The organism is Streptomyces speibonae (assembly GCF_984686075.1).
On record NZ_OZ480260.1, the window covers coordinates 6,484,807 to 6,511,328 of the forward strand.

28 protein-coding genes and 1 pseudogene are annotated in these 26,522 nt (G+C 70.6%); 20 read left to right on the forward strand and 9 right to left on the reverse strand.

Annotated elements, in window-relative coordinates; translation table 11 throughout:
- Nucleotides 1-5: 5 nt before the first annotated feature.
- Both AC5L3C_RS29135 and AC5L3C_RS29140 read left to right on the forward strand, forming a co-directional pair.
- Nucleotides 6-1,370 (forward strand): ABC transporter permease, encoded by a 1,365-nt coding sequence (locus AC5L3C_RS29135; protein ID WP_493651898.1) that lies wholly within the window; start codon nucleotides 6-8, stop codon nucleotides 1,368-1,370.
- A complete protein-coding gene (locus AC5L3C_RS29140; protein ID WP_493651899.1) occupies nucleotides 1,367-2,206 on the forward strand; it encodes a carbohydrate ABC transporter permease in 840 nt (279 codons plus the stop codon). Before AC5L3C_RS29135 ends, AC5L3C_RS29140 begins: the two co-directional genes overlap by 4 nt.
- Before the next feature lie 151 nt (nucleotides 2,207-2,357).
- Here AC5L3C_RS29140 and pgl read toward each other — a convergent pair whose 3' ends face one another.
- The 5 genes from pgl to tkt are packed head-to-tail and all read right to left on the reverse strand — an operon-like array spanning nucleotide 2,358 to nucleotide 8,954.
- A complete protein-coding gene (gene pgl, locus AC5L3C_RS29145) occupies nucleotides 2,358-3,143 on the reverse strand; it encodes a 6-phosphogluconolactonase (RefSeq protein WP_493651901.1) in 786 nt (261 codons plus the stop codon).
- The gene (opcA, locus tag AC5L3C_RS29150; protein ID WP_493651902.1) at nucleotides 3,140-4,189 is read right to left on the reverse strand and encodes a glucose-6-phosphate dehydrogenase assembly protein OpcA; all 1,050 of its coding nucleotides are present in this window, start codon (nucleotides 4,187-4,189) and stop codon (nucleotides 3,140-3,142) included. Before opcA ends, pgl begins: the two co-directional genes overlap by 4 nt.
- The gene (gene zwf / locus AC5L3C_RS29155; RefSeq protein ID WP_493651904.1) at nucleotides 4,186-5,709 is read right to left on the reverse strand and encodes a glucose-6-phosphate dehydrogenase; all 1,524 of its coding nucleotides are present in this window, start codon (nucleotides 5,707-5,709) and stop codon (nucleotides 4,186-4,188) included. The genes opcA and zwf overlap by 4 nt, the downstream gene beginning before the upstream one ends.
- A 4-nt stretch (nucleotides 5,710-5,713) precedes the next feature.
- Nucleotides 5,714-6,832 (reverse strand): transaldolase, encoded by a 1,119-nt coding sequence (gene tal, locus AC5L3C_RS29160; RefSeq protein WP_493651905.1) that lies wholly within the window; start codon nucleotides 6,830-6,832, stop codon nucleotides 5,714-5,716.
- Nucleotides 6,833-6,866: 34 nt separating this feature from the next.
- Nucleotides 6,867-8,954 (reverse strand): transketolase, encoded by a 2,088-nt coding sequence (gene tkt, locus AC5L3C_RS29165; protein WP_493651906.1) that lies wholly within the window; start codon nucleotides 8,952-8,954, stop codon nucleotides 6,867-6,869.
- A gap of 345 nt (nucleotides 8,955-9,299) precedes the next feature.
- Between tkt and AC5L3C_RS29170 the strand changes: the two genes are divergently transcribed.
- The 4 genes and pseudogenes from AC5L3C_RS29170 to AC5L3C_RS29185 all read left to right on the forward strand — a co-directional run.
- A complete protein-coding gene (locus AC5L3C_RS29170; protein WP_164555745.1) occupies nucleotides 9,300-10,253 on the forward strand; it encodes a heme o synthase in 954 nt (317 codons plus the stop codon).
- A 95-nt stretch (nucleotides 10,254-10,348) separates the two neighbouring features.
- Nucleotides 10,349-10,669 carry a hypothetical protein gene (locus AC5L3C_RS29175; protein WP_493651908.1) on the forward strand — a complete coding sequence of 107 codons (321 nt, stop codon included), beginning with the start codon at nucleotides 10,349-10,351 and terminating at the stop codon, nucleotides 10,667-10,669.
- Nucleotides 10,670-10,801: 132 nt separating this feature from the next.
- Nucleotides 10,802-11,908, forward strand: coding sequence for an amidohydrolase family protein (locus tag AC5L3C_RS29180; protein WP_493651909.1), 1,107 nt, complete (start codon nucleotides 10,802-10,804; stop codon nucleotides 11,906-11,908).
- A gap of 19 nt (nucleotides 11,909-11,927) precedes the next feature.
- Nucleotides 11,928-12,472 (forward strand): annotated as a pseudogene (locus AC5L3C_RS29185) (nucleotidyltransferase domain-containing protein); the annotation flags it as partial.
- A 126-nt stretch (nucleotides 12,473-12,598) separates the two neighbouring features.
- Here AC5L3C_RS29185 and AC5L3C_RS29190 read toward each other — a convergent pair.
- Genes AC5L3C_RS29190 through AC5L3C_RS29200 form a run of 3 tightly spaced genes read right to left on the reverse strand, consistent with a single transcriptional unit; the run spans nucleotide 12,599 to nucleotide 15,356 of the window.
- On the reverse strand, nucleotides 12,599-13,612 hold the full coding sequence (locus AC5L3C_RS29190; RefSeq protein WP_493651911.1) for a COX15/CtaA family protein: 1,014 nt from the start codon (nucleotides 13,610-13,612) through the stop codon (nucleotides 12,599-12,601).
- 53 nt (nucleotides 13,613-13,665) lie between these two features.
- On the reverse strand, nucleotides 13,666-14,382 hold the full coding sequence (locus AC5L3C_RS29195; protein WP_164555855.1) for an ABC transporter permease: 717 nt from the start codon (nucleotides 14,380-14,382) through the stop codon (nucleotides 13,666-13,668).
- Nucleotides 14,383-14,432: 50 nt separating this feature from the next.
- The gene (locus AC5L3C_RS29200) at nucleotides 14,433-15,356 is read right to left on the reverse strand and encodes an ABC transporter ATP-binding protein (RefSeq protein WP_493651912.1); all 924 of its coding nucleotides are present in this window, start codon (nucleotides 15,354-15,356) and stop codon (nucleotides 14,433-14,435) included.
- A gap of 311 nt (nucleotides 15,357-15,667) precedes the next feature.
- Between AC5L3C_RS29200 and AC5L3C_RS29205 the strand changes: the two genes are divergently transcribed.
- From AC5L3C_RS29205 to AC5L3C_RS29260, 12 genes are all read left to right on the forward strand, one after another.
- Complete coding sequence (locus AC5L3C_RS29205; protein ID WP_493651913.1) at nucleotides 15,668-16,381, forward strand: helix-turn-helix transcriptional regulator; 714 nt, start codon at nucleotides 15,668-15,670, stop codon at nucleotides 16,379-16,381.
- Nucleotides 16,378-17,799 carry a Fe-S cluster assembly protein SufB gene (gene sufB, locus AC5L3C_RS29210; RefSeq protein ID WP_125507413.1) on the forward strand — a complete coding sequence of 474 codons (1,422 nt, stop codon included), beginning with the start codon at nucleotides 16,378-16,380 and terminating at the stop codon, nucleotides 17,797-17,799. Before AC5L3C_RS29205 ends, sufB begins: the two co-directional genes overlap by 4 nt.
- A gap of 58 nt (nucleotides 17,800-17,857) precedes the next feature.
- On the forward strand, nucleotides 17,858-19,078 hold the full coding sequence (gene sufD / locus AC5L3C_RS29215; protein WP_493651915.1) for a Fe-S cluster assembly protein SufD: 1,221 nt from the start codon (nucleotides 17,858-17,860) through the stop codon (nucleotides 19,076-19,078).
- Nucleotides 19,075-19,392 carry a non-heme iron oxygenase ferredoxin subunit gene (locus tag AC5L3C_RS29220; protein WP_125507417.1) on the forward strand — a complete coding sequence of 106 codons (318 nt, stop codon included), beginning with the start codon at nucleotides 19,075-19,077 and terminating at the stop codon, nucleotides 19,390-19,392. The genes sufD and AC5L3C_RS29220 overlap by 4 nt, the downstream gene beginning before the upstream one ends.
- Before the next feature lie 7 nt (nucleotides 19,393-19,399).
- A complete protein-coding gene (gene sufC, locus AC5L3C_RS29225) occupies nucleotides 19,400-20,164 on the forward strand; it encodes a Fe-S cluster assembly ATPase SufC (protein WP_125507418.1) in 765 nt (254 codons plus the stop codon).
- Nucleotides 20,161-21,417, forward strand: coding sequence for a cysteine desulfurase (locus AC5L3C_RS29230; RefSeq protein ID WP_493651917.1), 1,257 nt, complete (start codon nucleotides 20,161-20,163; stop codon nucleotides 21,415-21,417). The genes sufC and AC5L3C_RS29230 overlap by 4 nt, the downstream gene beginning before the upstream one ends.
- A gap of 11 nt (nucleotides 21,418-21,428) precedes the next feature.
- Nucleotides 21,429-21,893: a Fe-S cluster assembly sulfur transfer protein SufU gene (sufU, locus tag AC5L3C_RS29235; protein WP_125507423.1), complete on the forward strand. Its 465-nt coding sequence runs from the start codon at nucleotides 21,429-21,431 to the stop codon at nucleotides 21,891-21,893.
- Nucleotides 21,890-22,222, forward strand: coding sequence for a metal-sulfur cluster assembly factor (locus AC5L3C_RS29240; protein WP_125507424.1), 333 nt, complete (start codon nucleotides 21,890-21,892; stop codon nucleotides 22,220-22,222). Before sufU ends, AC5L3C_RS29240 begins: the two co-directional genes overlap by 4 nt.
- Before the next feature lie 115 nt (nucleotides 22,223-22,337).
- Nucleotides 22,338-22,658, forward strand: a complete 321-nt coding sequence (locus AC5L3C_RS29245) for a DMT family transporter (protein ID WP_125507426.1) — start codon at nucleotides 22,338-22,340, stop codon at nucleotides 22,656-22,658.
- Entirely contained in the window at nucleotides 22,658-23,248 is a 591-nt protein-coding gene (locus AC5L3C_RS29250) for a TetR/AcrR family transcriptional regulator (protein WP_493651918.1), read from the forward strand. Before AC5L3C_RS29245 ends, AC5L3C_RS29250 begins: the two co-directional genes overlap by 1 nt.
- 53 nt (nucleotides 23,249-23,301) lie before the next feature.
- Nucleotides 23,302-24,291, forward strand: coding sequence for a 2,3,4,5-tetrahydropyridine-2,6-dicarboxylate N-succinyltransferase (dapD, locus tag AC5L3C_RS29255; RefSeq protein WP_125507430.1), 990 nt, complete (start codon nucleotides 23,302-23,304; stop codon nucleotides 24,289-24,291).
- A 123-nt stretch (nucleotides 24,292-24,414) separates the two neighbouring features.
- The gene (locus tag AC5L3C_RS29260) at nucleotides 24,415-24,654 is read left to right on the forward strand and encodes a hypothetical protein (RefSeq protein WP_125507432.1); all 240 of its coding nucleotides are present in this window, start codon (nucleotides 24,415-24,417) and stop codon (nucleotides 24,652-24,654) included.
- A 67-nt stretch (nucleotides 24,655-24,721) separates the two neighbouring features.
- Here the strand turns inward: AC5L3C_RS29260 and dapA are convergent, their stop codons facing one another.
- On the reverse strand, nucleotides 24,722-25,600 hold the full coding sequence (gene dapA, locus AC5L3C_RS29265; RefSeq protein ID WP_493651921.1) for a 4-hydroxy-tetrahydrodipicolinate synthase: 879 nt from the start codon (nucleotides 25,598-25,600) through the stop codon (nucleotides 24,722-24,724).
- A 132-nt stretch (nucleotides 25,601-25,732) separates the two neighbouring features.
- Between dapA and AC5L3C_RS29270 the strand changes: the two genes are divergently transcribed.
- Nucleotides 25,733-26,149 (forward strand): phage holin family protein, encoded by a 417-nt coding sequence (locus AC5L3C_RS29270; protein WP_125507436.1) that lies wholly within the window; start codon nucleotides 25,733-25,735, stop codon nucleotides 26,147-26,149.
- Nucleotides 26,146-26,520 (forward strand): DUF3618 domain-containing protein, encoded by a 375-nt coding sequence (locus AC5L3C_RS29275; protein WP_493651922.1) that lies wholly within the window; start codon nucleotides 26,146-26,148, stop codon nucleotides 26,518-26,520. The genes AC5L3C_RS29270 and AC5L3C_RS29275 overlap by 4 nt, the downstream gene beginning before the upstream one ends.
- The last annotated feature ends 2 nt before the right edge of the window (nucleotides 26,521-26,522 follow it).

Sequence of the window (26,522 nt, forward strand, 5' to 3'; positions counted from 1 at the left end):
CGGCCATGACCGCCACCATGGTGAAAGAGGCGAGCCCTCCGGCACCTGTGCCCTCCGGCGGCGCGCGCGGCCGACGCCTGCGCCGCCGGGGGCGGATCATCGCCCTGCTGTTCGTGTTCCCCGCGCTGCTCCTGCTGGGCGCGCTGGTGGTCTACCCGGTGCTGTTCTCCATCGGCCGCAGCTTCTTCGACGCCTCCGGCAACGAGTTCGTCGGCGGGGAGAACTACGTCGAGATGTTCCGGGACCCGACCAACCTCAAGGCCGTCCGGAACACGGCCATCTGGGTCGTCGTGGCACCCACCCTGCTGACCGGGCTCGGCCTGATCCTGGCCGTCCTGGTGGAGAAGGTCCGCTGGGCCACGGCCTTCAAGCTGCTGCTGTTCATGCCGATGGCGGTCTCCTTCCTCGCCGCCGGCATCATCTTCCGGCTCGCCTACGACCAGGACCCCGACAAGGGCGTGCTCAACGCCGCCGTCGTCTCCGTCCACGACGCCTTCACCGGCACCTCCTCGTACCCGACCGCCCGCGCCCGCGACGGCGAGGGCCTGACCAAGCAGGACGACGGCTCGTACGTCACCGGCGCGGACGTCTCACCCGGCAACGTGGCGTCGCTCGGGCTGGTCGGCGTCGCCCCCAAGGACCTGCCGGGCGACGCGAAACCCGCCGCTCCGGCGGCCGCGGACGAAGCCGGCTCCGACGAGGTGCGCGGAGTGGTGTACCTCGACTTCACCCCCGGCGGGGGAGGGGAGCCGGGCGTGGTCGACCGCGAGGAGAGCGGCCTGCCCGGGATGACGGTGGAGGCGGTGCGCGACGGGAAGACCGTCGCCGAGACGACCACCGCGGCGGACGGCTCCTTCAGCTTCACCGGACTGGAGGGCGGCTCCTACGCGCTGAAGCTGCCGTCCGGCAACTTCGCGGCCCCCTACGAGGGCATCTCCTGGCTCGGACCGGCGCTCGTCACACCGGCGATCATCGGCGCGTACCTGTGGATCTGGACCGGTTTCGCGATGGTGCTCATCGGGGCGGGACTCGCCACCCTGCCGCGTGACGCGCTGGAGGCGGCGCGCATGGACGGTGCCAACGAGTGGCAGATCTTCCGCCGCATCACCGTGCCGCTGCTCGCCCCCGTGCTCACCGTCGTCTTCGTGACCCTGGTCATCAACGTCATGAAGGTCTTCGACCTGGTGTACATCATCGCACCGGGACCGGTGCAGGAGGACGCGACGGTACTGGCGACGCAGATGTGGCTGGTGTCCTTCGGCGGCGGCAACAACCAGGGCCTCGGCAGCGCGCTCGGCGTGCTGCTGCTGCTCCTGGTCATCCCCGCCATGGTGTTCAACGTCCGTCGCTTCAAAAGGAGTCAGCGATGAACGTCATCCGGCGCGGCCTGGGCAACGCGGTGGTGCAGGCCTTCCTCGTGGTGATCGGGCTGGTGTGGCTGACCCCGCTGGCCGGTCTGTTCCTGTCCTCGCTGCGGTCCGCCGAGGACACGGCCAAGGGCGGGTGGTGGACCGTGTTCACCAGCCCGGGGCAGCTGTCCTTCGACAACTACTCGGCGCTGCTGGACAACTCGGGCATCACCCAGGCGTTCTGGAACACCGTGCTGATCTCCGTGCCGACGACCGTGCTGGTCGTGGTCGTCGCCGCGCTCGCCGGATACGCCTTCGCCTGGCTGGACTTCCCGGGGCGCGAGCCCGTCTTCCTGCTCGTCGTCGCGCTGCTGGTGGTGCCCGTGCAGATCGGTCTGCTGCCGGTGGCCAAACTCTTCGGCGAGCTGGGGCTGTTCGGCACGATTCCGGGTGTCGTGCTGTTCCACGTGGCCTACGGGCTGCCGTTCGCGGTGTTCCTGCTGCGGAACTACTTCGCCGAGATGCCGAAGGAGATGCTGGAAGCGGCGCGGATGGACGGCGGGAGCGAGTGGCGGATCTTCACCCGGCTGGTGCTGCCGGTGGGGCGTCCCGCGATCGCCAGCCTCGCCATCTTCCAGTTCCTGTGGGTGTGGAACGACATGCTGGTGGCGCTGTTGTTCGCGGACAGTTCCTCGCAGCCGCTGACGGTGCAGTTGCAGTCGCAGATCCGGCAGTTCGGGAGCAACATCGATGTGCTCGCGCCGGGGGCGTTCCTGTCGCTGGTGGTGCCGGTGGTCGTGTTCTTCGCGTTCCAGCGGCACTTCGTGCAGGGGGTCATGGCGGGGTCCGTGAAGTAGGAGGTGCGGGTGGGGGGCGGTGGGGGCTTTTTTCGCCCCCGCCGCCCCTTCCCGTCCCGTCCCCGGGGGGCAAGCCCCCGGACCCCCTCTTTTTCGGCCTGAACGGCCTCGTCCTCAAACTCCCCCAGAGGGGGCACCCCCAGACGGGCTGTCAGGGCGACGCCGGTGGGTAGAGGGACCTCGGGAGCTGGGACGCTGCCGGTCTGTCCAGGAGGCACAGGGTGCGGGTGCGGCCCCGGGCGCCGGCTGCGGGGGCCTGGATCTCGCCCGCGCCGGAGAGGGCGAGGGCCGCCGCCTCCGCCTTGTCCTCGCCCGCCGCCAGGAGCCAGACCTCCCGCGCCGACCGGATCGCCGGGAGAGTCAGGGTGACCCGCGTCGGCGGGGGCTTGGGGGCGCCGCGGACGCCCACCACCGTGCGTTCCGTCTCCCGGACCGCCGGGAGCTCCGGGAACAGGGAGGCCACGTGCGTGTCCGGGCCGACGCCCAGCAGCAGCACGTCGAAGGCCGGGACGGCGGCGTGGTTCTCCGGGGCCGCCGCCGCGGCCAGTTCCTCCGCGTAGGCGGCGGCCGCCGCCTCCACGTCCGTGCCGTGCGGGCCGTCGGAGGCGGGCATGGCGTGCACGCGCTTCGGGTCCAGCGGCACCGCGTCGAGCAGCGCCTCACGGGCCTGGGTGACATTGCGGTCCGGGTCGCCCTCGGGCAGGAACCGCTCGTCGCCCCACCACAGATCCAGCCGGGACCAGTCGATCGCGTCCCGGGCCGGGGCGGCGGCCAGCGCCGCCAGCAGGCCGTTGCCGTTGCGGCCGCCGGTCAGGACCACGGACGCCGACCCCCGGGAGGCCTGCGCGTCCACGATCCTGGTGATCAGCCGGGCCGCCGCGGCCTGCGCCATCAGCTCCTTGTCCCGGTGCACGACCAGCTGCGGTGCGGTGCTCACTTCGCCGCCGCCTCGTTCACCGGCGCCTGCGCCGTCGCCCGCTCCGCGGGAGCTTTCGCAGCCGTCTCGACGGGGGCCGGGACCGCTTCCCGTCCTCCTTTGGCCGGCGGGCCGCTCCCGTCCGACTTCAGCCGCTCCACGCCGTAGCGCAGGGCCGAGGCGTAGGTGTCGTCCGGGTCGAGGCGGCGCAGCTCCTCCGCGATCAGCTCCGCGGTCTCGCGGCGCTTGAGCGCCACCGCCCGCTTGGGCTGGCCCTGTATGGACAGTGTCGCCAGCGAGCCGTCCGCGCGGTCCAGCACGATCGGGCCGCAGTCGGTGTCCATGCGGACCGCGGTCAGTCCGGGGCCGGCGGAGTGCGAGCGCCTGACGGGGACGTCCAGCCGGTCCGCGAGCCACATCGCCAGCAGCTCGCAGCTCGGGTTGAACTCCTCGCCCTCCACCTCCACGCCCTGCACCTGGCAGGCGACCTGGTCCAGCGCCGCCGCCAGCATCGAACGCCAGGGCGTGATGCGGGTCCACGACAGGTCCGTGTCACCGGGGGTGTAGGCGTCGGCGCGGGCGGCGAGCTCCTTCACCGGCTGCTCGCAGGCGTAGGTGTCGGTCACCCGGCGCTGGGCCAGCGCGCCCAGCGGGTCGCTCGCCGGGTCCAGCGGGGCGTTGACCGGCCACCACACCACCACCGGGGCGTCCGGCAGCAGCAGCGGCAGCACCACCGACTGGGCGTGGTCGACGACCTCGCCGTAGAGCCGGAGCACCACCGTCTCGCCGGTCCCGGCGTCCGCGCCGACCCGGACCTCGGCGTCCAGACGCGACTGGGTGCGGTCCCGCGGGGAGCGGGAGACGCGCTTGATGACCACCAGCGTGCGCGAGGGGTGCTCGCGCGAGGCGTCGCTCGCCGCCTTCAGCGCGTCGTAGGCGTTCTCCTCGTCCGTCACGATGACCAGCGTGAGCACCATGCCGACGGCAGGGGTGCCGATGGCCCGGCGGCCCCTGACCAACGCCTTGTTGATCTTGCTGGCCGTGGTGTCCGTGAGGTCTGTTTTCATGGCCGGCGCCAGCTCCGTCCGTCTCGCTCGAGCATTTCGTCCGCCTCGACCGGTCCCCACGTGCCGGCCGGGTACTGGGCCGGCCTGCCGTTGGTGTCCCAGTACTCCTCGATCGGGTCGAGGATCTTCCAGGACAGCTCGACCTCCTCCGTGCGCGGGAAGAGGTTGGAGTCACCCAGGAGGACGTCAAGGATCAGCCGCTCGTACGCCTCCGGGCTGGACTCGGTGAACGACTCGCCGTACGCGAAGTCCATCGACACGTCCCGGATCTCCATCGAGGTGCCCGGCACCTTGGAGCCGAAGCGGACGGTGACGCCCTCGTCGGGCTGGACGCGGATGACGATCGCGTTGGAACCCAGTTCCTCGGTGGCCGTCGTGTCGAAGGGGGAGTGCGGTGCCCGCTGGAACACCACCGCGATCTCGGTGACCCGGCGGCCGAGCCGCTTGCCGGTGCGCAGATAGAAGGGGACACCCGCCCAGCGGCGGTTGTCGACGCCCAGCTTGATCGCCGCGTAGGTGTCGGTCTTCGAGGAGGGGTCGATGCCCTCCTCCTCCAGATAGCCGACCGCCTTCGCGCCGCCCTGCCAGCCGGCCGCGTACTGCCCGCGCACGGTGTCCCGGCCCAGGTCCTTCGGCAGCCGGACGGCACCGAGCACCTTGGTCTTCTCCGCCGCCAGCGCGTCCGCGTCGAAGGAAGCGGGCTCCTCCATCGCGGTCAGCGCCATCAGCTGCAGCAGATGGTTCTGGATCACGTCACGGGCGGCGCCGATGCCGTCGTAGTAGCCGGCCCGGCCGCCGATGCCGATGTCCTCGGCCATCGTGATCTGCACGTGGTCGACGAACGACCGGTTCCAGATCGGCTCGAACATCGTGTTGGCGAAGCGCAGCGCCAGGATGTTCTGGACGGTCTCCTTGCCCAGGTAGTGGTCGATCCGGAACACCTGGTCCGGCGCGAACACCTCATGGACGATCGCGTTCAGCTCCTCGGCCGACTTCAGGTCGTGGCCGAACGGCTTCTCGATGACCGCGCGCCGCCAGGAGCCGCCCGTCTGGTCGGCGAGGCCGTGCTTCTTCAGCTGCTGGATGACCACCGGGAACGAACGCGGCGGCACCGACAGGTAGAACGCGAAGTTGCCGCCCGTGCCCTGGGCCTTGTCCAGCTCCTCGATCGTGCCGCGCAGCCGCTCGAAGGACTCGTCGTCGTCGAAGGTGCCCTGCACGAAGCGCATGCCCTGGATGAGCTGCTGCCAGACCTCCTCACGGAAGGGGGTCCTGGCGTGCTCCTTGACCGCGTCGTGGACCTCCTGGGCGAAGTCCTCGTTGGCCCACTCCCGGCGGGCGAAGCCCACCAGGGAGAAGCCCGGCGGCAGCAGCCCCCGGTTGGCGAGGTCGTACACGGCCGGCATCAGCTTCTTGCGCGACAGGTCTCCCGTGACGCCGAAGATGACCAGGCCCGACGGCCCCGCGATACGCGGGAGCCGTCGGTCCGCGGGGTCACGCAGCGGGTTGCTGCTCGACAAGGTCTCAGCCCTCCGAGGGGGCGAGGCGCTGCAGCTCCGCCTCGGTCGACTTCAGCAGGTCGTTCCAGGAGGCCTCGAACTTGTCGACGCCCTCGTCCTCCAGAAGCTGCACCACCTCGTCGTACGAGATGCCGAGCGCCTCGACCGCGTCCAGGTCGGCGCGGGCCTGCTCGTAGGTGCCGGAGACGGCGTCGCCCCGGATGTCGCCCTGCTCCTCGGTGGCGAACAGCGTCGCCTCCGGCATGGTGTTCACCGTGTTCGGCGCCACCAGCTCGTCGACGTACATGGTCGCCTTGTACGCCTTGTCCTTCACACCGGTCGACGCCCACAGCGGACGCTGCTTGTTGGCGCCCTCGCGTTCCAGCGCGCTCCAGCGGTCGGTGGAGAAGACCTCCTCGTACGCCTGGTACGCCAGGCGCGCGTTGGCGATGGCGGCCTTGCCGCGCAGCGCCTTGGCCTCGTCGGTGCCCAGCGCGTCGATCCGCTTGTCGATCTCGGTGTCCACGCGGGACACGAAGAAGGACGCCACGGAGTGGATCTTCGACAGGTCCAGGCCGCGCTCCTTGGCCTTCTCCAGACCGGTCAGGAACGCGTCCATCACCTTGCGGTAGCGCTCCAGGGAGAAGATCAGCGTGACGTTGACGCTGATGCCCAGGCCGATGGTCTCGGCGATGGCCGGGATGCCCGCCTCGGTGGCCGGGATCTTGATGAGCGTGTTGGGCCGGTCCACCAGCCAGGCCAGCTGCTTGGCCTCGGCGACCGTGGCGCGCGTGTTGTGCGCCAGCCGCGGGTCGACCTCGATCGAGACGCGGCCGTCGCGGCCGTCGGTGGCGTCGAAGACCGGGCGCATGATGTCGGCGGCGTCGCGGACGTCCGCCGTGGTGATCATGCGGATGGCCTCTTCGACGGTGACCTTGCGGGCGGCGAGGTCGGTCAGCTGCGTGTCGTAGCCGTCGCCCTCGGAGATCGCCTTCTGGAAGATCGTCGGGTTGGTGGTGACGCCCACGACGTGCTGCTGGTCCATCAGCTCGGCGAGGTTGCCGGACGTGATCCGCTTGCGCGACAGGTCGTCCAGCCAGATCGCGACGCCTTCGTCGGAAAGGCGCTTGAGTGCGTCCGTCATGGAAATTACATCTCCTACGTGTCGTATATGAGCGTCAGCGCTGAGCCGCGGCGATCGATTCCCGCGCGACGGCGGCCACGTTCTCGGCGGTGAAGCCGTACTCCTTGAACAGCACCTTGCCGTCGGCGGAGGCGCCGAAGTGTTCCAGGGAGACGATGCGGCCGGTGTCCCCCACGTACTTGTGCCAGGTGAGGCCGATCCCCGCCTCGACGGCCACGCGCGCCTTGACCGAGGGCGGCAGGACGCTGTCCCGGTACCCCTGGTCCTGCTCCTCGAACCACTCCACGGACGGCATGGACACCACGCGCGTCGGCACGCCGTCGGCCTGCAGCCGCTCGCGCGCCTCGACGGCGACGTGCACCTCGGAGCCGGTGGCGATCAGGACGACCTCGGGCTCGCCGCCCTCGGCGTCGAACAGGACGTAGCCGCCCCTGGCCGCGTCCTCGTTCGGCTCGTACGTCGGCACGCCCTGACGGGTCAGCGCCAGGCCGTGCGGGGTGCCCTTGCCGAACTCCTTCGTCCACCGGGAGAGGATCTCCCGCCAGGCGATCGCGGTCTCGTTGGCGTCGGCGGGGCGGACGACGTTCAGGCCGGGGATGGCGCGCAGGGAGGCGAGGTGCTCGACCGGCTGGTGGGTGGGGCCGTCCTCGCCCAGGCCGATGGAGTCGTGCGTCCACACGTACGTCACCGGCAGGTGCATCAGCGCCGAGAGCCGCACCGCGTTGCGCATGTAGTCGGAGAACACCAGGAAGGTGCCGCCGTAGATCCGGGTGTTGCCGTGCAGCGCGATGCCGTTCATCTCCGCGGCCATGGCGTGCTCACGGATGCCGAAGTGGATCGTGCGGCCGTACGGGTCGGCCTCGGGCAGCGGGTTGTCCGCCGGGAGGAACGACGACGTCTTGTCGATCGTGGTGTTGTTGGACCCCGCGAGGTCGGCCGAGCCGCCCCACAGCTCCGGGATCACCGCGCCGAGCGCCTGGAGCACCTTGCCGGAGGCGGCACGCGTGGCGACGCCCTTGCCCGGTTCGAACACCGGGATCGAGTCCTGCCAGCCCTTGGGGAGTTCTCCGGCGGCGATCCGGTCGTACTCGGCGGCACGCCCGGGGTTGTTGTCCCGCCACTGCTGGAAGGACTTCTCCCACACCGCGCGGGCCGCCTGGCCCCGCTCCAGCGCCTTGCGGGTGTGACCGATGACCTCGTCGCTCACCTCGAAGGTCCGCTCCGGGTCGAAGCCCAGCACCCGCTTGGTGGCCGCGACCTCCTCCTCGCCGAGCGCCGAGCCGTGCGCGGCCTCGGTGTTCTGCGCGTGCGGCGCGGGCCAGGCGATGATCGACCGCATGGCGATGAAGGACGGCCTGTCCGTGACCTTCTTCGCCTCCTGGATCGCGTCGTAGATCGCGTTCGGGTCCAGGTCGCCGTCCGGCTTCGGCGCGACGCGCTGCACGTGCCAGCCGTACGCCTCGTACCGCTTGGTGACGTCCTCGGAGACGGCGGTCTCGGTGTCGCCCTCGATGGAGATGTGGTTGTCGTCCCACAACAGCACCAGGTTGCCCAGCTTCTGGTGCCCGGCCAGCGAGGACGCCTCCGAGGAGATGCCCTCCTGGAGGCAGCCGTCACCGGCGATGCAGTAGACGAAGTGGTCGAACGGGGACTCGCCCGCGGGAGCCTCCGGGTCGAACAGCCCGCGCTCGTAGCGGGCGGCCATCGCCATGCCCACCGCGTTGGCGACACCCTGGCCCAGCGGACCGGTGGTGGTCTCCACGCCCGTGGTGTGGCCGTACTCGGGGTGGCCCGGCGTCTTCGAACCCCAGGTGCGGAAGGACTTCAAGTCGTCCAGCTCCAGGCCGAAGCCGGCCAGGTACAGCTGGGTGTAGAGGGTCAGGGACGAGTGGCCGGCGGACAGCACGAAGCGGTCGCGCCCGACCCAGTCGGCGTCCGACGGGTCGTGCCGCATCACCTTCTGGAAGAGGGTGTAGGCGGCAGGCGCCAGGCTCATGGCCGTACCAGGATGGCCGTTACCGACCTTCTGTACGGCATCGGCGGCCAGGACGCGGGCGGTGTCCACGGCCCGCTGGTCCAGCTCGGTCCACTCGAGGTCTGTGGTGGTCGGCTTGGTGCTCACCCTGAGTCAGGGCTCCTCTCCACAATGAAATTCGGATGCCGGTGAATGCCCACCGGCGAGGTCGAGCCTACCTCCGTGGGACGGGCGTTCTTTCGAGTCGTTCCAGAGTGCGGGCACTCCTTTCGATCCGCCTCCTGACTGGGAAGTTTCCGCATTCGGCAGATGAATACGGAGCCGCTCATCCGGGTGCTCAATCGAGCCCTCGGGCGCACCTCGGAGGGCCTCTTCCAACACGAGCCGACCCCCGCGAATGTCCGGGTCTGGGCAACGTCTAGAGTGGCGTGGTACGCGCGAGCCTTTATCCCCGCCTCACCTGGGGTGGCTTGCTGGGATGTCTCTGTAGGGGTGTACGTGACGGCCGTTGAATCCCGTCCAGCCGGGGTGCTGGGGACCAGTCAGAGCCCTGCCCATCGGCCGTTCGGGGCCCGTGTGATGGCTTTCGTGGCCCTCACCAAGCCGCGGATCATCGAGCTGCTCCTCATCACTACCGTGCCGGTGATGTTCCTGGCGCAGCAGGGCGTGCCGGATCTGACGCTGGTGCTGCTGACCTGCGTCGGCGGCTATCTGTCCGCGGGCGGCGCCAACGCCCTGAACATGTACATCGACCGCGACATCGACGCGCTGATGGACCGCACCTCGCAGCGGCCCCTGGTCACGGGGATGGTCAGCCCGGCCGAGTGCCTCGTCTTCGGTGTCTCCCTGGCGGTCGTCTCGACGCTGCTGTTCGGCCTCACCGTCAACTGGCTGTCCGCCTGGCTCTCCCTCGGCGCGCTCCTCTTTTACGTCGTCGTCTACACGATGATCCTCAAGCGGCGCACGTCGCAGAACATCGTGTGGGGCGGCATCGCCGGCTGCATGCCGGTGCTGATCGGCTGGACCGCCGTCACCAACTCGATGGCGTGGGCGCCGGTCATCCTCTTCTTCGTCATCTTCTTCTGGACGCCGCCGCACTACTGGCCGCTGTCGATGAAGGTCAAGGACGACTACGCGCGCGTCGGCGTGCCGATGCTGCCGGTCATCGCCTCCAACAAGGTCGTCGCCAAGCAGATCGTGGCCTACAGCTGGGTCATGGTCGCGGTGTCGCTGCTGCTCACCCCGCTCGGCTACACCGGCTGGTTCTACACGGCCGTCGCCCTCGCGTCGGGCGGCTGCTGGCTGTGGGAGGCGCACGCGCTGCTGCACCGCGCCAACGCCGGGGTGACGGGCGGCAAGCTCAAGGAGATGCGGCTGTTCCACTGGTCCATCACCTATGTGTCGCTGCTCTTCGTGGCCGTCGCGGTGGACCCCTTCCTGCGCTAGGACGTCCCTCGGCGCTCCGCTCGGGCGGGGTCCGTGGTCAAGGCCACGGACCCCGCCCGTCGCCGTCCGGTCTACCCGTCGGTAGCATTCCGTTCATGGCAGACACGCAGCAACTGGACCCCAAGGCGGAGCGGACGGCGGCCCGGCTCGCCCGGCAGATCGGCGGCTTCGCCCAGGCGCACGGCGGCGCCGAGGGGCAGATCGCCTACCTCGGGCAGCGCGGCGCCCGGATCGTCCTCGTCGGTGAGGACGGCGACTGGGGCGACGTGTTCGCCCCGTCGATGGAGATCGCCGGAAAGGCCGTCGAGAAGGCGGGCATCACCGTCCACGAGAACTTCGACGGCGCGCTCGCGGCCAAGATGAGGACGGGCCCGTACGAGTGGAAGAGGATGGCCGGCATCCAGCTCGGCGGCTGAGCGGCACCCCCCGGGGTGCCGGGGTCACCCGACCTCCCGCACCCCGTGGACACTCCCGCGCCACCTCACCCCCGGTTCACCCGTTAGGACCTGTGAAGCAGACCCATACGGTCCCGTCACGGGGAGTCCCGGATGATCGACACGCCCTCACTCGTGGACCAGTACTGCCACGGAGTGCTCCGCACGGAACTGGGCCTCGGCACCTTCGAGGCCCAGCTCGCCCGCACCGAGGGACCGCCCGCCCCCGGCACCACGCTGTTCGACACCCAGACCGGGTTCGCCGTACGCCGCTGGTGCCCGCCCCTGCTCGGCCTCGAGCCGCACTGTCCGCCCGCCCGGTATCTCGCCCGGCGCCGTGAGCTGGGCATGACCGAGGCGGCGCGCAGGCTGCTGCGGGGCAGCGGCATCACCGCCTTCCTCGTCGACACCGGGCTGCCCGAGGACCTCACCGGGCCCACCGAGCTGGGCCGGGCGTCGGGCGCCGCCGCCCACGAGATCGTCCGCCTGGAACAGCTCGCCGAACAGGTCGCCGACACCTCCGGCACCGTCGAATCCTTCCTCGCCAACCTCGCCGAGTCCGTGCACGGCGCCGCCGCCCACGCCATCGCCTTCACCTCCGTCGCCGGGGCACGGCACGGGCTTTGCCTCGCCCCCGAGCCGCCCGGGCCCGGGGAAGTGCGCGGCGCGGCGGGGCGCTGGCTGGCCGGGCGCCGCGCGGGGGACGCGCTGAGCGACCCGGTGCTGCTGCGGCATCTGCTCTGGATCGCGGTCGCCTCCGGTCTGCCCCTCCAGCTCCACGCCGGCCTCGGCGCGCCGGGCGCCCGCATCGACCGCACCGACCCGGCGCTGCTGACCGACTTCGTCCGGGCCACCGCGGGGCTCGGCACCGACCTCGTCCTGCTGCACGGCTACCCGTACCACCGGCACGCCGCCCACCTCGCCGGCGTCTTCCCGCACGTCTACGCCGACTGCGGCGCCGCGCTGATCCGCACCGGCGCCCGCGCGGCGACCGTCCTCGCGGAGATCCTGGAGCTGGCCCCCTTCGGCAAGATCCTCTTCTCCAGCGGCGCCCGCGGCCTGCCCGAACTGCACGTCGTCGGCGCCCGCCTGTTCCGCGAGTCCCTCGGCCGGGTCCTCGGCACCTGGGTGACCGAGGGCGCCTGGTCCCGCCCCGACGCCCAGCGCGTGGCCGGCCTGCTCGCCGCGGGCAACGCGAGCCGGGTGTACGGACTCGCCTGACCCGGGGATCACTGGGCCCATGCCGACCGACGTCCTCCTCGCCCGCTTCCTCGACGCCCTGTCACCCCTGGCCCGGTGGCCGTCTGGGCGCACGGGTCACTGGCCGCCGGTGACTATGTGGAGGGCCGCAGCGACCTGGATCTGATCGCGGTCCTGGACGACCCGGTCGGCGTGCGGACGGCATGGCGCCTGGCCTCCCTGCACGCCCGGCTGCGCGGCACGCCCCTCGCCGACCGCCTCCACTGCACCTGCCTGACGCCGGGCGCCGCCGAGGGCGCCGGGCGCCGCCATCTCACCTGAACCCACGAGCGGCTGTTCACACGCCCCGTCACGCCGGTCACCCGGACCGAACTGCACACCGTCGGCCGCGTCCTGCACGGAGCGCCGCCCGCCGGGACACTGCCCGAGGTGCCGGCCGGTGAACTCGCCGCCTTCGTGCTGCGCGACCAGCGCGACTACTGGCGGCGTGAGGTGGACCGGGCCGCCAACTGGCCCCAGGACATCTGGGTCGACCTGGGCCTGCTGACCTTCGCCCGCTCCACCGTCACGCTGCGCGGGAGCCGGGGTGACCACGAGGCCGACGGCTCGTTGAAACAGGGGGCGTGCGCCGCCTGCGGGGATGGTCCGTACTGGACGTATCCGATCTCGCCTTGCGCGAGATTGTTCCCCGCCCCGTGTGGCGCACGCCCGTCAGCCGGCAGCGGTCTCGAGTCGTCCGGTTGAGCCGGTAGCCAAGGGGGACATCTCTTCGGTAGGGCGCTCGCGCAATGACAACAGCACCCGGACCACCCAGATCCACATCACGCACGAGCCGAACATATGAAGGCCGACCAGGATTTCGGGAAGATCGGTGAAGTACTGGATGTAACCCAGCGCTCCCTGTCCGAGCAGGATCAGGAACAGCTCGCGGGTGCGGGCCAGGGGGGCCTTCGGGGCGTCGACCGCCTTGAGGACGAACCACAGGGCGAACGTCAGCGTCACCACGATCCACGCCAGCACGGCGTGCAGCTTGCTGACCGCCTCCCAGTCGACCGGCATCCGCGCGACCTCGCTGGAGTCGCCCGCGTGCGGGCCGGCGCCGGTGACCACCGTGCCGACCGCGATCAGCAGCACGGCGGCGGCCACCAGGAACCACACCAGCTGCCGCACCGCCGTGCCGACCAGCGGCCGGGGCCCGGCGTCGCCCTCGCGGGTGCGCTGCCACATCACCGTCGCGACCGCGATCAGCGCCGTGGACAGCAGGAAGTGCGCCGCGACCGTGTACGGGTTCAGGCCGACGAGGACCACGATGCCGCCGAGGACCGCGTTGCCCATGACCACCCAGAACTGCGCCCAGCCCAGAAGGGTGAGCTCACGCCGGTACGGCTTCTGCGAGCGTGCGGCGATGATCGCCCAGCCGACCGCGGCGCACAGCACGTACGTCAGCAGGCGGTTGCCGAACTCGATGACCCCGTGCAGACCCATCTCCCGGGTCGAGGTGAACGAGTCGTCGGTGCACTTGGGCCAGGTCGGGCAGCCGAGGCCGGAGCCGGTCAGCCGTACCGCGCCGCCGGTGACCACGATGACCACCGCCATGACGAGCGCGGCGAGGGCCGCCCGCCGGACGGTCCGGGGATCCGGGGTCCAGCGTGCGGCGATGAAGGCGAGCGGGTTGCGCAGCGCCGCCTGGGCGTCGGCGCGGGTCACGTTTGGCACGCGTCCCATCGTATGCGTCCGCTTGTGCACACTTTCACGAGGGTCGGTTCCGCTCATGCCGCCTACTCCCAGCGGAAGAACTTCCCGGCCGCCGCGAGCCCGGCGACCGCCCACACGGCAAGGATCCCGAGGCCGCCCCAGGGCGTCCCGGCCCCGTGCTGGAGCACGTCGCGCAGCCCCTCCGAGAGCGCGGCGATCGGCAGCAGACCGAGCACGCCCTGCGCCGCGTCCGGGAACTTGTCCAGCGGCACGACCACCCCGCCGCCGACGAGCAGCAGCAGGAAGACCAGGTTGGCGGCGGCGAGCGTGGCCTCCGCCTTGAGCGTGCCCGCCATCAGCAGGCCGAGCCCGGAGAACGCGGCCGTGCCCAGGGCCAGCAGCAGGAACACCGCGACGGGGCTGCCCTGCGGGGACCAGCCCAGCGCGAGCGCGATCACCGCTACCAGGATCACCTGGAGAACCTCGGTGACCAGCACCGACAGCGTCTTCGCGGTCATCAGCCCCCAGCGCGGCAGCGGCGAGGCGGCCAGCCGCTTCAGCACGCCGTAGCGGCGCTCGAAGCCGGTGGCGATGGCCTGGCCGGTGAACGCCGTCGACATCACGGCCAGCGCGAGGATGCCGGGCGCGAGGAAGTCGACCGCCTCGCCGTCACCGGTGTCCACCACGTCCACCGTGCTGAACAGCACCAGCAGCAGCGTGGGGATGATCACCGTCAGCAGCAACTGCTCGCCGTTGCGCAGCAGCATCCGCGTCTCGAGCACGGCCTGCGCGGCGATCATGCGGGCCAGGGGCGCCGCACCCGGCTTGGGGGAATAGGTCCCGGCGGCGGTCACGCGCGCAACTCCTTGCCCGTCAGTTCCAAGAAGACGTCTTCGAGAGTGTGCCGCTCCACCGAGATCCGGTCCGGCATCACCCCGTGCTGGGCGCACCAGGAGGTCACCGTGGCGAGCAGCTGCGGGTCGACCTTGCCGGCGACCCGGTACGAGCCGGGCGCCACCTCGGCGGCCGAGGAGTCGTCGGGCAGCGCCTTGAGCAGCGAGGCCACGTCCAGTCCCGGGCGGCCGGAGAAGCGCAGGGTGTTCTCGGCGCCGCCCCTGCACAGCTCCTCGGGGGAGCCCTGGGCGATGACGCGGCCGGCGTCGATGATCGCCACGTCGTCGGCGAGCTGTTCGGCCTCGTCCATGTAGTGCGTGGTGAGGATGACGGAGACGCCGTCGGTGCGCAGGTCCCGCACCAGGTCCCAGGTGGCGCGGCGGGCCTGCGGGTCGAGGCCGGCCGTCGGCTCGTCCAGGAAGACCAGTTCGGGGCGGCCGACCACGGCCATCGCCAGGGCGAGCCGCTGCTGCTGGCCGCCGGAGAGCCGCCGGTAGGAGGTACGGCCGCAGGAGCCGAGCCCCAGCCGCTCCATCAGCGCGTTTACGTCCAGCGGATGGGCGTGGAGTTTCGCCACGTGTCGCAGCATCTCGTCGGCCCGCGCGCCCGAGTAGACGCCGCCGGACTGGAGCATCACCCCGAGCCGGGGCCGCAGCCGCGCCGACTGGGTCACCGGGTCGAGGCCCAGGACGCGCACCGTTCCGGAGTCCGGCCGCCGGTACCCCTCGCAGGTCTCGACCGTGGTCGTCTTGCCCGCTCCGTTGGGGCCGAGCACGGCGGTCACGCCCTGCCGGGCCACCAGGTCGAGGCCGTTCACCGCGGTCTTCGTGCCGTACCGCTTCACCAGGCCCTGCACCTGGACCACGGGCTCACTTCGCATGGGTCACGAGTCTAGGGAGACCCTGGCGGCCCCGGACCGCCGGGTCCGCGAGCGCTCCGCGTCCTGCGCGCGTCCGCGGCCGGTTCCGCGCGGCGCTGCGGCCGGAGTGGCGAAAGGGGCAAGAAGGCCGGTCGGAGGGGGTGCGGGCGGGGTTTCGGAGGGTCCGGAGACCGCCCGCGAAAACCCCCGGATCCGATTGATCAAAGATCGTTTCCGCAGGTCACGTTAGGTTTACCTAAGTGATGCAGCGCACCTTCGGGGCGTCCGGGCGCGGCTTGCCCGGCTCGGATGAATTACGCAACAATGGCGTTGTGAAAAACGTCGGCGAGGCTTCCCACGAGGAACTGGCAACCGGTGAGCGGTCCACCCGCAACCGCGTCGCCCGCTCCATCCTGGACCACGGCCCGTCGACCGTCGCCCAGCTGGCCGACCGCCTCGGACTCACCCAGGCGGCCGTACGCCGGCATCTCGACGCACTGTCCGCCGACAACGTGGTGGAAGCCCGTGACCGCCGGGTCTACGGAGCGCGCACGCGCGGCCGCCCGGCCAAGGTGTTCGCCCTGACGGACTGCGGACGCGACGCCTTCGACCAGTCCTACGACAAACTGGCCGTGGACGCCCTGCGCTGGATCGGCGAGAAGGAGGGCGGGAACGAGGCGATCGCCGCCTTCGCCCGCGCCCGGATCGCCGCCCAGGCGGGTGCCTACCGCAAGGCCGTCGCCGCCGCGGCGCCCGAGGATCGTGCGGAAGCGCTGGCCAAGGCCTTGAGCGCGGACGGGTACGCTGCCACTGCGCGCAGCGCACCGGTCGGCGAGCAGCTCTGCCAGCACCACTGCCCGGTCGCCCACGTCGCCGAGGAATTCCCCCAGCTGTGCGAGGCCGAGACGGAATTCTTCGCCGAGCTTCTCGGTACGCATGTGCAGCGACTGGCCACCATCGCGCACGGCGACGGCGTCTGCACGACGTTCATCCCCAAGATTTCCCACCACGCATCTGAAAGCACGTCCGGGAGGAACCCCGCATGACTCTCCCCACGGAGACTGCCCACCCCGAGCTGGAGGGTCTGGGCAACTACGAGTACGGCTGGGCCGACCGTGACGAGGCCGGTGCGTCGGCGCGCCGCGGCCTGAACGAGGACGTCGTCCGGGACATCTCCGCGAAGAAGGACGAGCCGGAGTGGATGACCAAGCTCCGCCTCAAGGGCCTGCGCCTGTTCGAGAAGAAGCCCATGCCGAACTGGGGCTCCGACCTCTCCGGCATCGACTTCGACAACATCAAGTACTTCGTGCGCTCCACGGAGAAGCAGGCGGAGTCCTGGGAGGACCTGCCCGAGGACATCAAGAACACCTACGACAAGCTGGGCATCCCGGAGGCCGAGAAGAAGCGCCTCGTCGCCGGTGTCGCCGCGCAGTACGAGTCGGAGGTCGTCTACCACCAGATCCGTGAGGACCTGGAGGAGCAGGGCGTCATCTTCCTCGACACCGACACGGCGCTGAAGGAGCACCCGGAGCTCTTCAAGGAGTACTTCGGCACCGTCATCCCGGTCGGCGACAACAAGTTCGCCTCGCTGAACTCCGCCGTCTGGTCCGGCGGCTCCTTCATCTACGTGCCGCCGGGCGTGCACGTGGAGATCCCGCTCCAGGCCTACTTCCGGATCAACACCGAGAACATGGGCCAGTTCGAGCGGACCCTGATCATCGTCGACGAGGGTGCCTACGTGCACTACGTCGAGGGCTGCACCGCCCCGATCTACAAGTCGGACTCGCTGCACTCCGCGGTCGTCGAGATCATTGTCAAGAAGAACGCCCGCTGCCGCTACACGACCATCCAGAACTGGTCGAACAACGTCTACAACCTGGTCACCAAGCGCGCCGTGGCCTACGAGGGCGCGACCATGGAGTGGGTCGACGGCAACATCGGCTCCAAGGTGACGATGAAGTACCCGGCCGTCTACCTGATGGGCGAGCACGCCAAGGGCGAGACGCTGTCCATCGCCTTCGCCGGCGAGGGCCAGCACCAGGACGCGGGCGCCAAGATGGTCCACATGGCCCCGAACACCTCGTCCAACATCGTCTCCAAGTCGGTGGCGCGCGGCGGCGGCCGCACCTCCTACCGCGGTCTGATCGAGATCGGCGAGGGCGCCCCGGGCGCCAAGTCCAACGTGCTGTGCGACGCGCTGCTCGTCGACACCATCTCCCGCTCGGACACCTACCCCTACGTGGACGTCCGCGAGGACGACGTGTCCATGGGCCACGAGGCGACCGTCTCCAAGGTCTCCGAGGACCAGCTCTTCTACCTGATGAGCCGCGGCATGTCGGAGGACGAGGCGATGGCGATGATCGTGCGCGGCTTCGTCGAGCCGATCGCCAAGGAACTGCCCATGGAGTACGCGCTCGAGCTCAACCGGCTGATCGAGCTGCAGATGGAAGGCGCGGTCGGCTAAAGCACCACGCCGTTCCGTCAAGCCCCTTACGTAAAGGAAAGCGAGCACTACGACAGCCATGGCTGAGGCTCAGAACTCCCCCACTTCCGGCTCCGCTCCAGCGGGGGGACCCGTACCCGTGGGTTCCACGACCTCGGGCTCGATCGCGGTGGCCGCGGAGTCGACGGTCGCCACCCGCATGAGCGCGCCCCCGTCCTACGACGTGGCGGACTTCGTCGTCCCCCACGGCCGCGAGGAGGAGTGGCGGTTCACCCCGCTGGAGCGGCTGCGCGGGCTGCACGACGGCACCGCCACCGCCACCGGCGAGGGCGTCAAGGTCGCCGTCGAGGCCCCCGAGGGCGTCACCGTCGAGACCGTCGGCCGCGACGACGCCCGGCTCGGCCGCGCGGGCACGCCGGTGGACCGCGTCGCCGCCCAGGCGTACTCCGCCTTCGATCAGGCCTCGGTCGTGACCGTGCCGAAGGAGACCGTGCTCACCGAGCCGGTCCGCATCGCGGTGCACGGCGAGGGCGGCACGGCCTACGGCCACCAGCTGATCGAGCTCGGCGCCTTCGCCGAGGCCCTCGTGGTCATCGACCACACCGGTGACGCGGTGCTCGCCGCCAACGTCGACTTCGTCCTCGGTGACGGCGCCAAGCTGACCGTCGTCTCCGTCCAGGACTGGGACGACAAGGCCGTCCACGTCGCCCAGCACAACGCCCTGGTCGGCCGTGACGCCTCCTTCAAGTCGGTCGTCGTCACCTTCGGCGGGGACGTCGTCCGCCTCCACCCGCGCGTGTCCTACGCCGGCCCCGGCGCCGAGGCGGAGCTGTTCGGCCTGTACTTCACCGACGCCGGCCAGCACCAGGAGCACCGCCTCCTGGTCGACCACAACGTCCCGCACTGCAAGTCCAACGTCGTCTACAAGGGCGCGCTCCAGGGCGACGACGCGCACGCCGTGTGGATCGGTGACGTGCTCATCGAGGCCAAGGCCGAGGGCACCGACACCTACGAGATGAACCGCAACCTGGTCCTCACCGACGGCGCCCGCGTCGACTCCGTGCCCAACCTGGAGATCGAGACCGGCGAGATCGTCGGCGCCGGCCACGCCTCCGCGACCGGCCGCTTCGACGACGAGCAGCTCTTCTACCTGATGGCCCGGGGCATCCCGGAGAAGGACGCCCGCCGCCTGGTGGTCCGCGGCTTCTTCGCCGAGCTCGTCCAGCAGATCGGCGTCCCGGACATCGAGGAGCGCCTGATCGCCAAGATCGAGGAGGAGCTGGAGGCAGCGGTCGCATGACCTTCGTACGCGCCTGCGGGCTGAGCGAGCTGGAGGAGGACACCCCCAAGCGGGTGGAACTCGACGGCACGCCGGTCTCCGTCGTGCTCACCGAGGGCGAGGTGTTCGCGATCAACGACATCTGCTCGCACGCGAACGTCTCGCTGTCGGAGGGCGAGGTCGACGACTGCCACATCGAGTGCTGGCTGCACGGCTCGCGTTTCGACCTCCGTTCCGGCAAGCCCGACGCCCTTCCGGCGACGCGCCCGGTCCCCGTATACCCCGTAAAGATCGAAGGGGACGACGTGCTCGTCTCCGTCACCCAGGAGTCCTGAGGCACCCATGGCAACGCTTGAAATCCGAGACCTGCACGTCACCGTCGAGGTCGAGAACGGCACGAAGGAAATCCTCAAGGGTGTCGACCTCACCGTGAAGCAGGGCGAGACGCACGCCATCATGGGCCCGAACGGCTCCGGCAAGTCGACCCTCGCCTACTCCCTCGCGGGTCACCCCAAGTACACGATCACCGGCGGCACCGTCACCCTCGACGGCGAGGACGTCCTGGAGATGTCCGTCGACGAGCGGGCCCGCGCCGGCCTCTTCCTCGCCATGCAGTACCCGGTCGAGGTCCCCGGCGTCTCCGTCTCCAACTTCCTGCGTACCTCCGCCACCGCCATCCGCGGCGAGGCCCCCAAGCTGCGCACCTGGGTGAAGGAGGTCAAGGAGGCCATGGAGCGCCTCAACATGGACCCCGCCTTCGCCGAGCGCAACGTCAACGAGGGCTTCTCCGGCGGCGAGAAGAAGCGCCACGAGATCCTCCAGCTCGAACTGCTCAAGCCGAAGGTCGCGATCCTCGACGAGACCGACTCCGGCCTGGACGTCGACGCCCTGCGCGTCGTCTCCGAGGGCGTCAACCGGGTCCGCGAGTCCGGTGAGGTCGGCACCCTGCTGATCACGCACTACACGCGCATCCTGCGCTACATCAAGCCCGACCACGTGCACGTGTTCGCGAACGGCCGCATCGCCGAGTCCGGTGGCGCGGAGCTCGCCGACCAGCTCGAGGCCGAGGGCTACGACAAGTACGTGAAGGGTGGCGCATCCGAGTGACACAGCTGCCGGGCCTCCTCGACACAGAGGCGATCCGCAAGGACTTCCCCGTCCTGGACCGGCAGGTCCACGACGGCCGGAAGCTCGTGTACCTGGACAACGCGGCGACCAGCCAGAAGCCGCGCCAGGTGCTGGACGCCCTCGGTGAGTACTACGAGCGCTACAACGCCAACGTCCACCGCGGTGTGCATGTGCTCGCCGAGGAGGCCACGGCGCTGTACGAGGGCGCGCGCGACAAGGTCGCGGAGTTCGTCAACGCCCCCTCGCGCGACGAGGTGATCTTCACCAAGAACGCCTCGGAGTCGCTCAACCTCGTGGCCAACATGCTCGGCTGGGCCGACGACCCCTACCGGGTGGACCACGAGACCGAGATCGTCATCACCGAGATGGAGCACCACTCCAACATCGTGCCGTGGCAGCTGCTGGCGCAGCGCACGGGCGCGAAGCTGAAGTGGTTCGGCCTCACCGACGACGGCCGGCTCGACCTGTCGAACATCGACGAGGTCATCACGGAGAAGACGAAGATCGTCTCCTTCGTGCTGGTGTCCAACATCCTGGGCACGGTCAACCCGGTCGAGGCGATAGTGCGCCGCGCCCAGGAGGTCGGCGCGCTCGTGTGCGTCGACGCCTCGCAGGCCGCGCCGCACATGCCGCTGGACGTCCAGGCCCTCCAGGCCGACTTCGTGGCCTTCACCGGCCACAAGATGTGCGGCCCGACCGGCATCGGCGTGCTCTGGGGCCGCCAGGAGCTGCTCGAGGACCTGCCCCCGTTCCTCGGCGGCGGCGAGATGATCGAGACCGTGTCGATGAACTCGTCGACCTACGCCCCCGCCCCGCACAAGTTCGAGGCGGGCACCCCGCCGATCGCCCAGGCGGTCGGTCTCGGCGCGGCGATCGACTACCTGTCGGCCCTCGGCATGGAGAAGATCCTCGCGCACGAGCACGCGCTCACCGAGTACGCGGTCAAGCGGCTGGCCGAGGTCCCGGACCTGCGCATCATCGGCCCCGCCACGGCCGAGGACCGCGGCGCCGCGATCTCGTTCACGCTGGGTGACATCCATCCGCACGACGTGGGGCAGGTCCTCGACGAGCAGGGCATCGCGGTACGCGTGGGCCATCACTGCGCGCGCCCGGTCTGCCTGCGGTACGGAATTCCTGCGACCACGCGAGCGTCGTTCTATCTGTACTCCACGCCGGCCGAGGTCGACGCCCTGGTCGAGGGCCTGGAGCACGTACGGAACTTCTTCGGATGAGGGGCTGAGGCGTGAAGCTGGACTCCATGTACCAGGACGTCATCCTGGACCACTACAAGAACCCGCACGGGCGTGGTCTGAGGGACGGCGACGCCGAGGTGCACCACGTCAACCCGACGTGCGGCGACGAGATCACACTGCGCGTGAAGTACGACGGCACGACGATCAGCGACGTCAGCTACGAGGGCCAGGGCTGCTCCATCAGCCAGGCCTCCGCCTCCGTGCTGAACGAGTTGCTGGTCGGCAAGGACCTCGCCGAGGCGCAGCGGATCCAGGGCACCTTCCTGGAACTGATGCAGTCCAAGGGGAAGATCGAGCCCGACGACGCGATGGAGGAGATCCTGGAGGACGCGATCGCGTTCGCCGGGGTGTCCAAGTACCCGGCCCGAGTGAAGTGCGCCCTCCTCAGCTGGATGGCGTGGAAGGACGCGACGGCCCAGGCGCTGGGCGCCGACGCCGAAAGGACTACGGCATGAGCGAGACCCTGGAGATGAAGCCCGCCTCGGAGGAGGAGCTCCGCGAGGCCCTGATGGACGTCGTCGACCCCGAGCTGGGCATCGACGTCGTCAACCTCGGCCTCATCTACGGCATCCACGTCGACGAGTCCAATGTGGCGACCGTCGACATGACCCTGACGTCCGCGGCCTGCCCGCTCACGGACGTCATCGAGGACCAGGCCAAGTCCGCCACGGACGGTCTGGTCAGCGAGCTGCGCATCAACTGGGTGTGGATGCCGCCGTGGGGCCCCGACAAGATCACGGACGACGGACGCGAGCAGCTCCGGGCGTTGGGCTTCAACGTCTGAGACACCTCGTTTCGACCCATGCTTACGGCGGCGCTTCGGCGCCGCCGTTCGCATGTCTCCGGTGTTTCCGGCCGCGTTGTGTACGCCCGTACAGATGTTGTGTACGCTCGTACGCATGGGATATCTCCTGCTGTCCGGGGCCATCGTCGCCGAGGTGTGCGCCACCACCGCCATGAAGTACAGCGACGGTTTCAGCAGGCTCTGGCCCTCGCTGCTGACCGTGGCCGGCTACCTGGTCTCCTTCGCGCTGCTCGCGCAGACCCTGCGCACCGTGGCCATCGGCACCGCGTACGCGATCTGGGCCGGCGTGGGCACCGCCGCCATCGCCACGATCGGCATCGTGTTCCTGGGGGAGGGGCTCACCGCCGCCAGGGCCGCGGGCATCGCCCTGATCATCATCGGAGTCGTGGTGCTGAACCTGGGCGGTGCGCACTGATGGCCCGGCGCCACGACCCCGAGCGGCGGCAGCGGATCATCGACGCGGCGATCCGGGTGGTGGGCCGCAGCGGTATCGCCGGGCTCAGCCACCGCACCGTCGCCGCCGAGGCCGATGTGCCGCTCGGCTCCACCACGTACCACTTCAAGACGCTCGACGAGCTGATGGTCGCCGCCCTGCGCCAGGCCAACGAGGGCTTCGCCAAGGTGGTCGCCTCGCGCGGCGGCCTCCTTGAGGACCCGGGTCTCGACCTGGCGGCCGAACTCGCCGCCCTGGTGGGCGAGTGGCTGGCCGGTGAGCGCACCGGCGTGGAGCTCGAGTACGAGCTCTATCTGGCCGCCCTGCGCCGCCCCGCCCTGCGTCCCGTCGCCGCCGAGTGGTGCGAGGGCGTCGCCGAGCACCTGTCCCGCCGCACGGACCCGGTCACGGCCCGGGCGCTGGTCGCGCTGATGGACGGCATCTGTCTCCAGGTGCTGCTGACCGGCACGCCCTACGACGAGGGGTACGCCCGGGAGGTGCTGGGGCGGGTGATCGCGGCGGGCGAAGGCACCCCGGCGGGGCCCGCCCAGGGCAGCCCGCCCGGCACGTGAGATGCCGGGGGACCGGTTCGCGTCCGTGGCCGACGGGCGGTTAGGTTGCCCTCATGACCGACACGACTGCTCAGAGCACCACCGGCGCAGTGGCCGCCGGCCTCGCCACCGTCGCCGCCGACGGCACCGTCCTCGACACCTGGTTCCCCGCCCCCGAACTCGTCGTGGACCCCGGCCCGTCCGGCACCGAGCGGCTCTCCGCCGAGCGGGCCGCCGAACTTCTCGGCGGCGGTGCCACGGCGGCGGCCGGACCGGACGCACGGCGCGGTGTCGAGGTCGTCGCGGTCCGCACGGTCATCTCCTCGCTGGACGAGAAGCCGGTCGACGCGCACGACGTCTATCTCCGCCTCCACCTGCTGTCCCACCGGCTGGTGAAGCCGCACGGCCAGAACCTCGACGGCATCTTCGCCCACCTGGCCAACGTCGCCTGGACCTCGCTCGGTCCGGTCGCCGTGGACGAGCTGGAGCAGGTCCGGCTCAACGCCCGCGCCGAGGGCCTGCACCTCTCCGTCACCTCCGTCGACAAGTTCCCGCGCATGACGGACTACGTCGCCCCCAAGGGCGTGCGGATCGCCGACGCGGACCGGGTGCGGCTCGGCGCCCACCTCGCCGAGGGCACCACCGTCATGCACGAGGGCTTCGTCAACTTCAACGCCGGCACGCTCGGCACGTCGATGGTCGAGGGCCGCATCTCCGCCGGTGTCGTGATCGGCGACGGCTCCGACATCGGCGGCGGCGCCTCCACCATGGGCACCCTGTCCGGCGGCGGCAACGTGCGCATCTCCGTCGGTGAGCGGTGCCTGATCGGTGCCGAGGCGGGCGTCGGCATCGCCCTCGGCGACGAGTGCGTGGTCGAGGCGGGGCTGTACGTCACCGCCGGTACCCGGGTCACCATGCCCGATGGCGAGGTGGTCAAGGCGCGCGAGCTGTCCGGCGCCTCCAACATCCTCTTCCGCCGCAACTCCGTCACCGGCACCGTCGAGGCGCGCCCCAACAACGCGGTCTGGGGCGGGCTGAACGAGGTCCTCCACAGCCACAACTGACCCGTCCGTCACGCCCGTATGGGTTACTCCCCGTGACTTATGGGTCGTTTTGGCAGATGAACGGGTGGACACAGGGTCCGATCAGACGCCGGGACGACAGACATACAGGAGTGGGGACGGGCGATGACCAACAAGTGGGTGTGGGGGGCGCTGCGCTGCGCCGTCGGTGTGATGGGTGTGGTGGCGGTGCTGATGCTGTGCGGCACCCTGGCGGGCACCGCACACGCCGACGAGACGTCCACGAACTCGGGCAACGGTCACCGTGTGGGACTGCTCAACACCGATGCGGGGCAGATCGACGATCCCGCGGAGGATGTGCTGGAGCACTTCCTGCTGTTCGGGGACGGGTACCTCTGGGACTGACGCGCGACCAGCCGACCGCACGGGCCGGATCCCCACCGGGGGTCCGGCCCGTGCGTCGTCGGAGTCGTCAGACGGCCGCCAGTTCGAGGGCGCGCCCGAGTTCCGCGGTCGTGCCGGGCGCGGCCGCCCGCAGCGGCGGGCGGACCGGGCCCGCGGGGAGGTCCAGCGCGGCGAGCAGGGCCTTGGCGGTGACCGTGCCGGGCAGACCGCTCGCCATCATCGCCTCGATGAGCGGTGTCAACCGCTGCTGGAGGCGGGCCGCCTCCGCCGTGTCGCCCGCGTCGAAGGCGTCCAGGACGGCGCGGACGCGGTCCGGGGCCACGTTGGCCACCGTACTGACACAGCCGGCACCGCCGACCGCGTACAGGGCGAGATTGAGCTCGTCGCAGCCCGCGTAGTAGCCGAGGCCGGTGCGGGGGATCAGCTTCTGCGCGGCCAGGAAGTCCTGCGAACAGTCCTTCACCGCCACGATCCGGGGATGCTCCGCGAGCCGCAGCAGTGACTCCGGCGCGATACGGACGCCCGTGCGGGAGGGGATGTCGTACAGGGCCAGGGGGAGGTCCGTGGCGTCCGCGACCCGTAGGAAGTGCGCCTCGACCGCGTCCCGCGGAGGCAGGCTGTAGTACGGGGCCGACACCAGGAGGCCGTCGGCGCCCGCCTTCTCGGCCTCGCGGGCCAGTTCGGCGGTGTGGGCCGTGTCGGCGGTGCCGACGCCCGCGACGATCGTCGCCCGGGCGCCGACGGCCTGGCGTACCGCCGTGATCAGGGCCGACTTCTCGGCGTCCGTGGTGGTGGGGGACTCGCCCGTGGTGCCGGACAGGACCAGGCCGTCGCAGCCGTGGGCGACCAGATGGCCGGCCAGCCGCTGGGCGCCGTCGAGATCGAGCGCGCCGGACGGGGTGAACGGGGTGATCATCGCGCACAGGACGCGGCCGAAAGGGGTCATGGGGGTAGTGTCGACCGCCCGGCCGTGAAGTTCCACTTATGTGTTGTTACCTGTACCGGTAAGTGCTGCTTCATGGATAGAGCGAGGTGGGCGGGGGTACTCGGCTCTCCCCGATCCGAGAGGAGGCGCATCGTGACCGGAACCATGGAGCGACGGCCGGTTCGCGACGAGCACAGCGTGGGCGAGCTCGTCGGGCAGGCCACCGAGCAGATCTCACGGCTCGCACGGCAGGAAGTGGCACTCGCCAAGGAAGAGTTGGCGGAGAAGGGCCGTCGTGCCGGGCGGGGCGGCGGGATGCTGGGGGCGGCGGGCGCGTTCGGCTACGCGGGGCTGCTCGCGCTGGCCGGTACGGGTGTCGCCGCACTGGACCTGGTGCTGCCTCTGTGGGCCGCGGCGCTGATCGTCACGGGCGTGCTGTTCCTCATCGCGGGTGTGCTGGCCCTCGCCGGCCGCGGTCAGCTGCGCCGGGCCACGCCGCCCAAGCCGGAGCGGACGCTGGGCAGCGTGAAGGCCGATGTGGACGAGATCAAGGGAAGGGCGCACCGATGACACACGACGTGAGGCGTGCGGGGGCCCGTGCGGGGGCCCATGTGGACGCCGAGGCGGAGGCCGCCGCGGCGGGCCGGGGCGCCAAGGGGCCCGACGAACTGCGCCGGCAGATCGAGCGGACCCGGCACGAACTCGGCGACACCGTCGAGGAGCTGGCCGGGAAGATGGATGTCAAGGGGCGGGCGAAGGCGCGGGCGGACGAGCTCCGGGACCGGGCCGGCGCGATGAAGGTGCAGATGCGCAGCGGCGCCGCGCACGCCGGGGAGGCCGGCATGCGGTACCGCAAGCCGGCGATGATCGCTGTCGCGGTGGCCGCGGCGGTGGCCGCTGCCGCGGTGGGGGCGGAGATGGTGCGGCGCCACCGCTGCTGAAG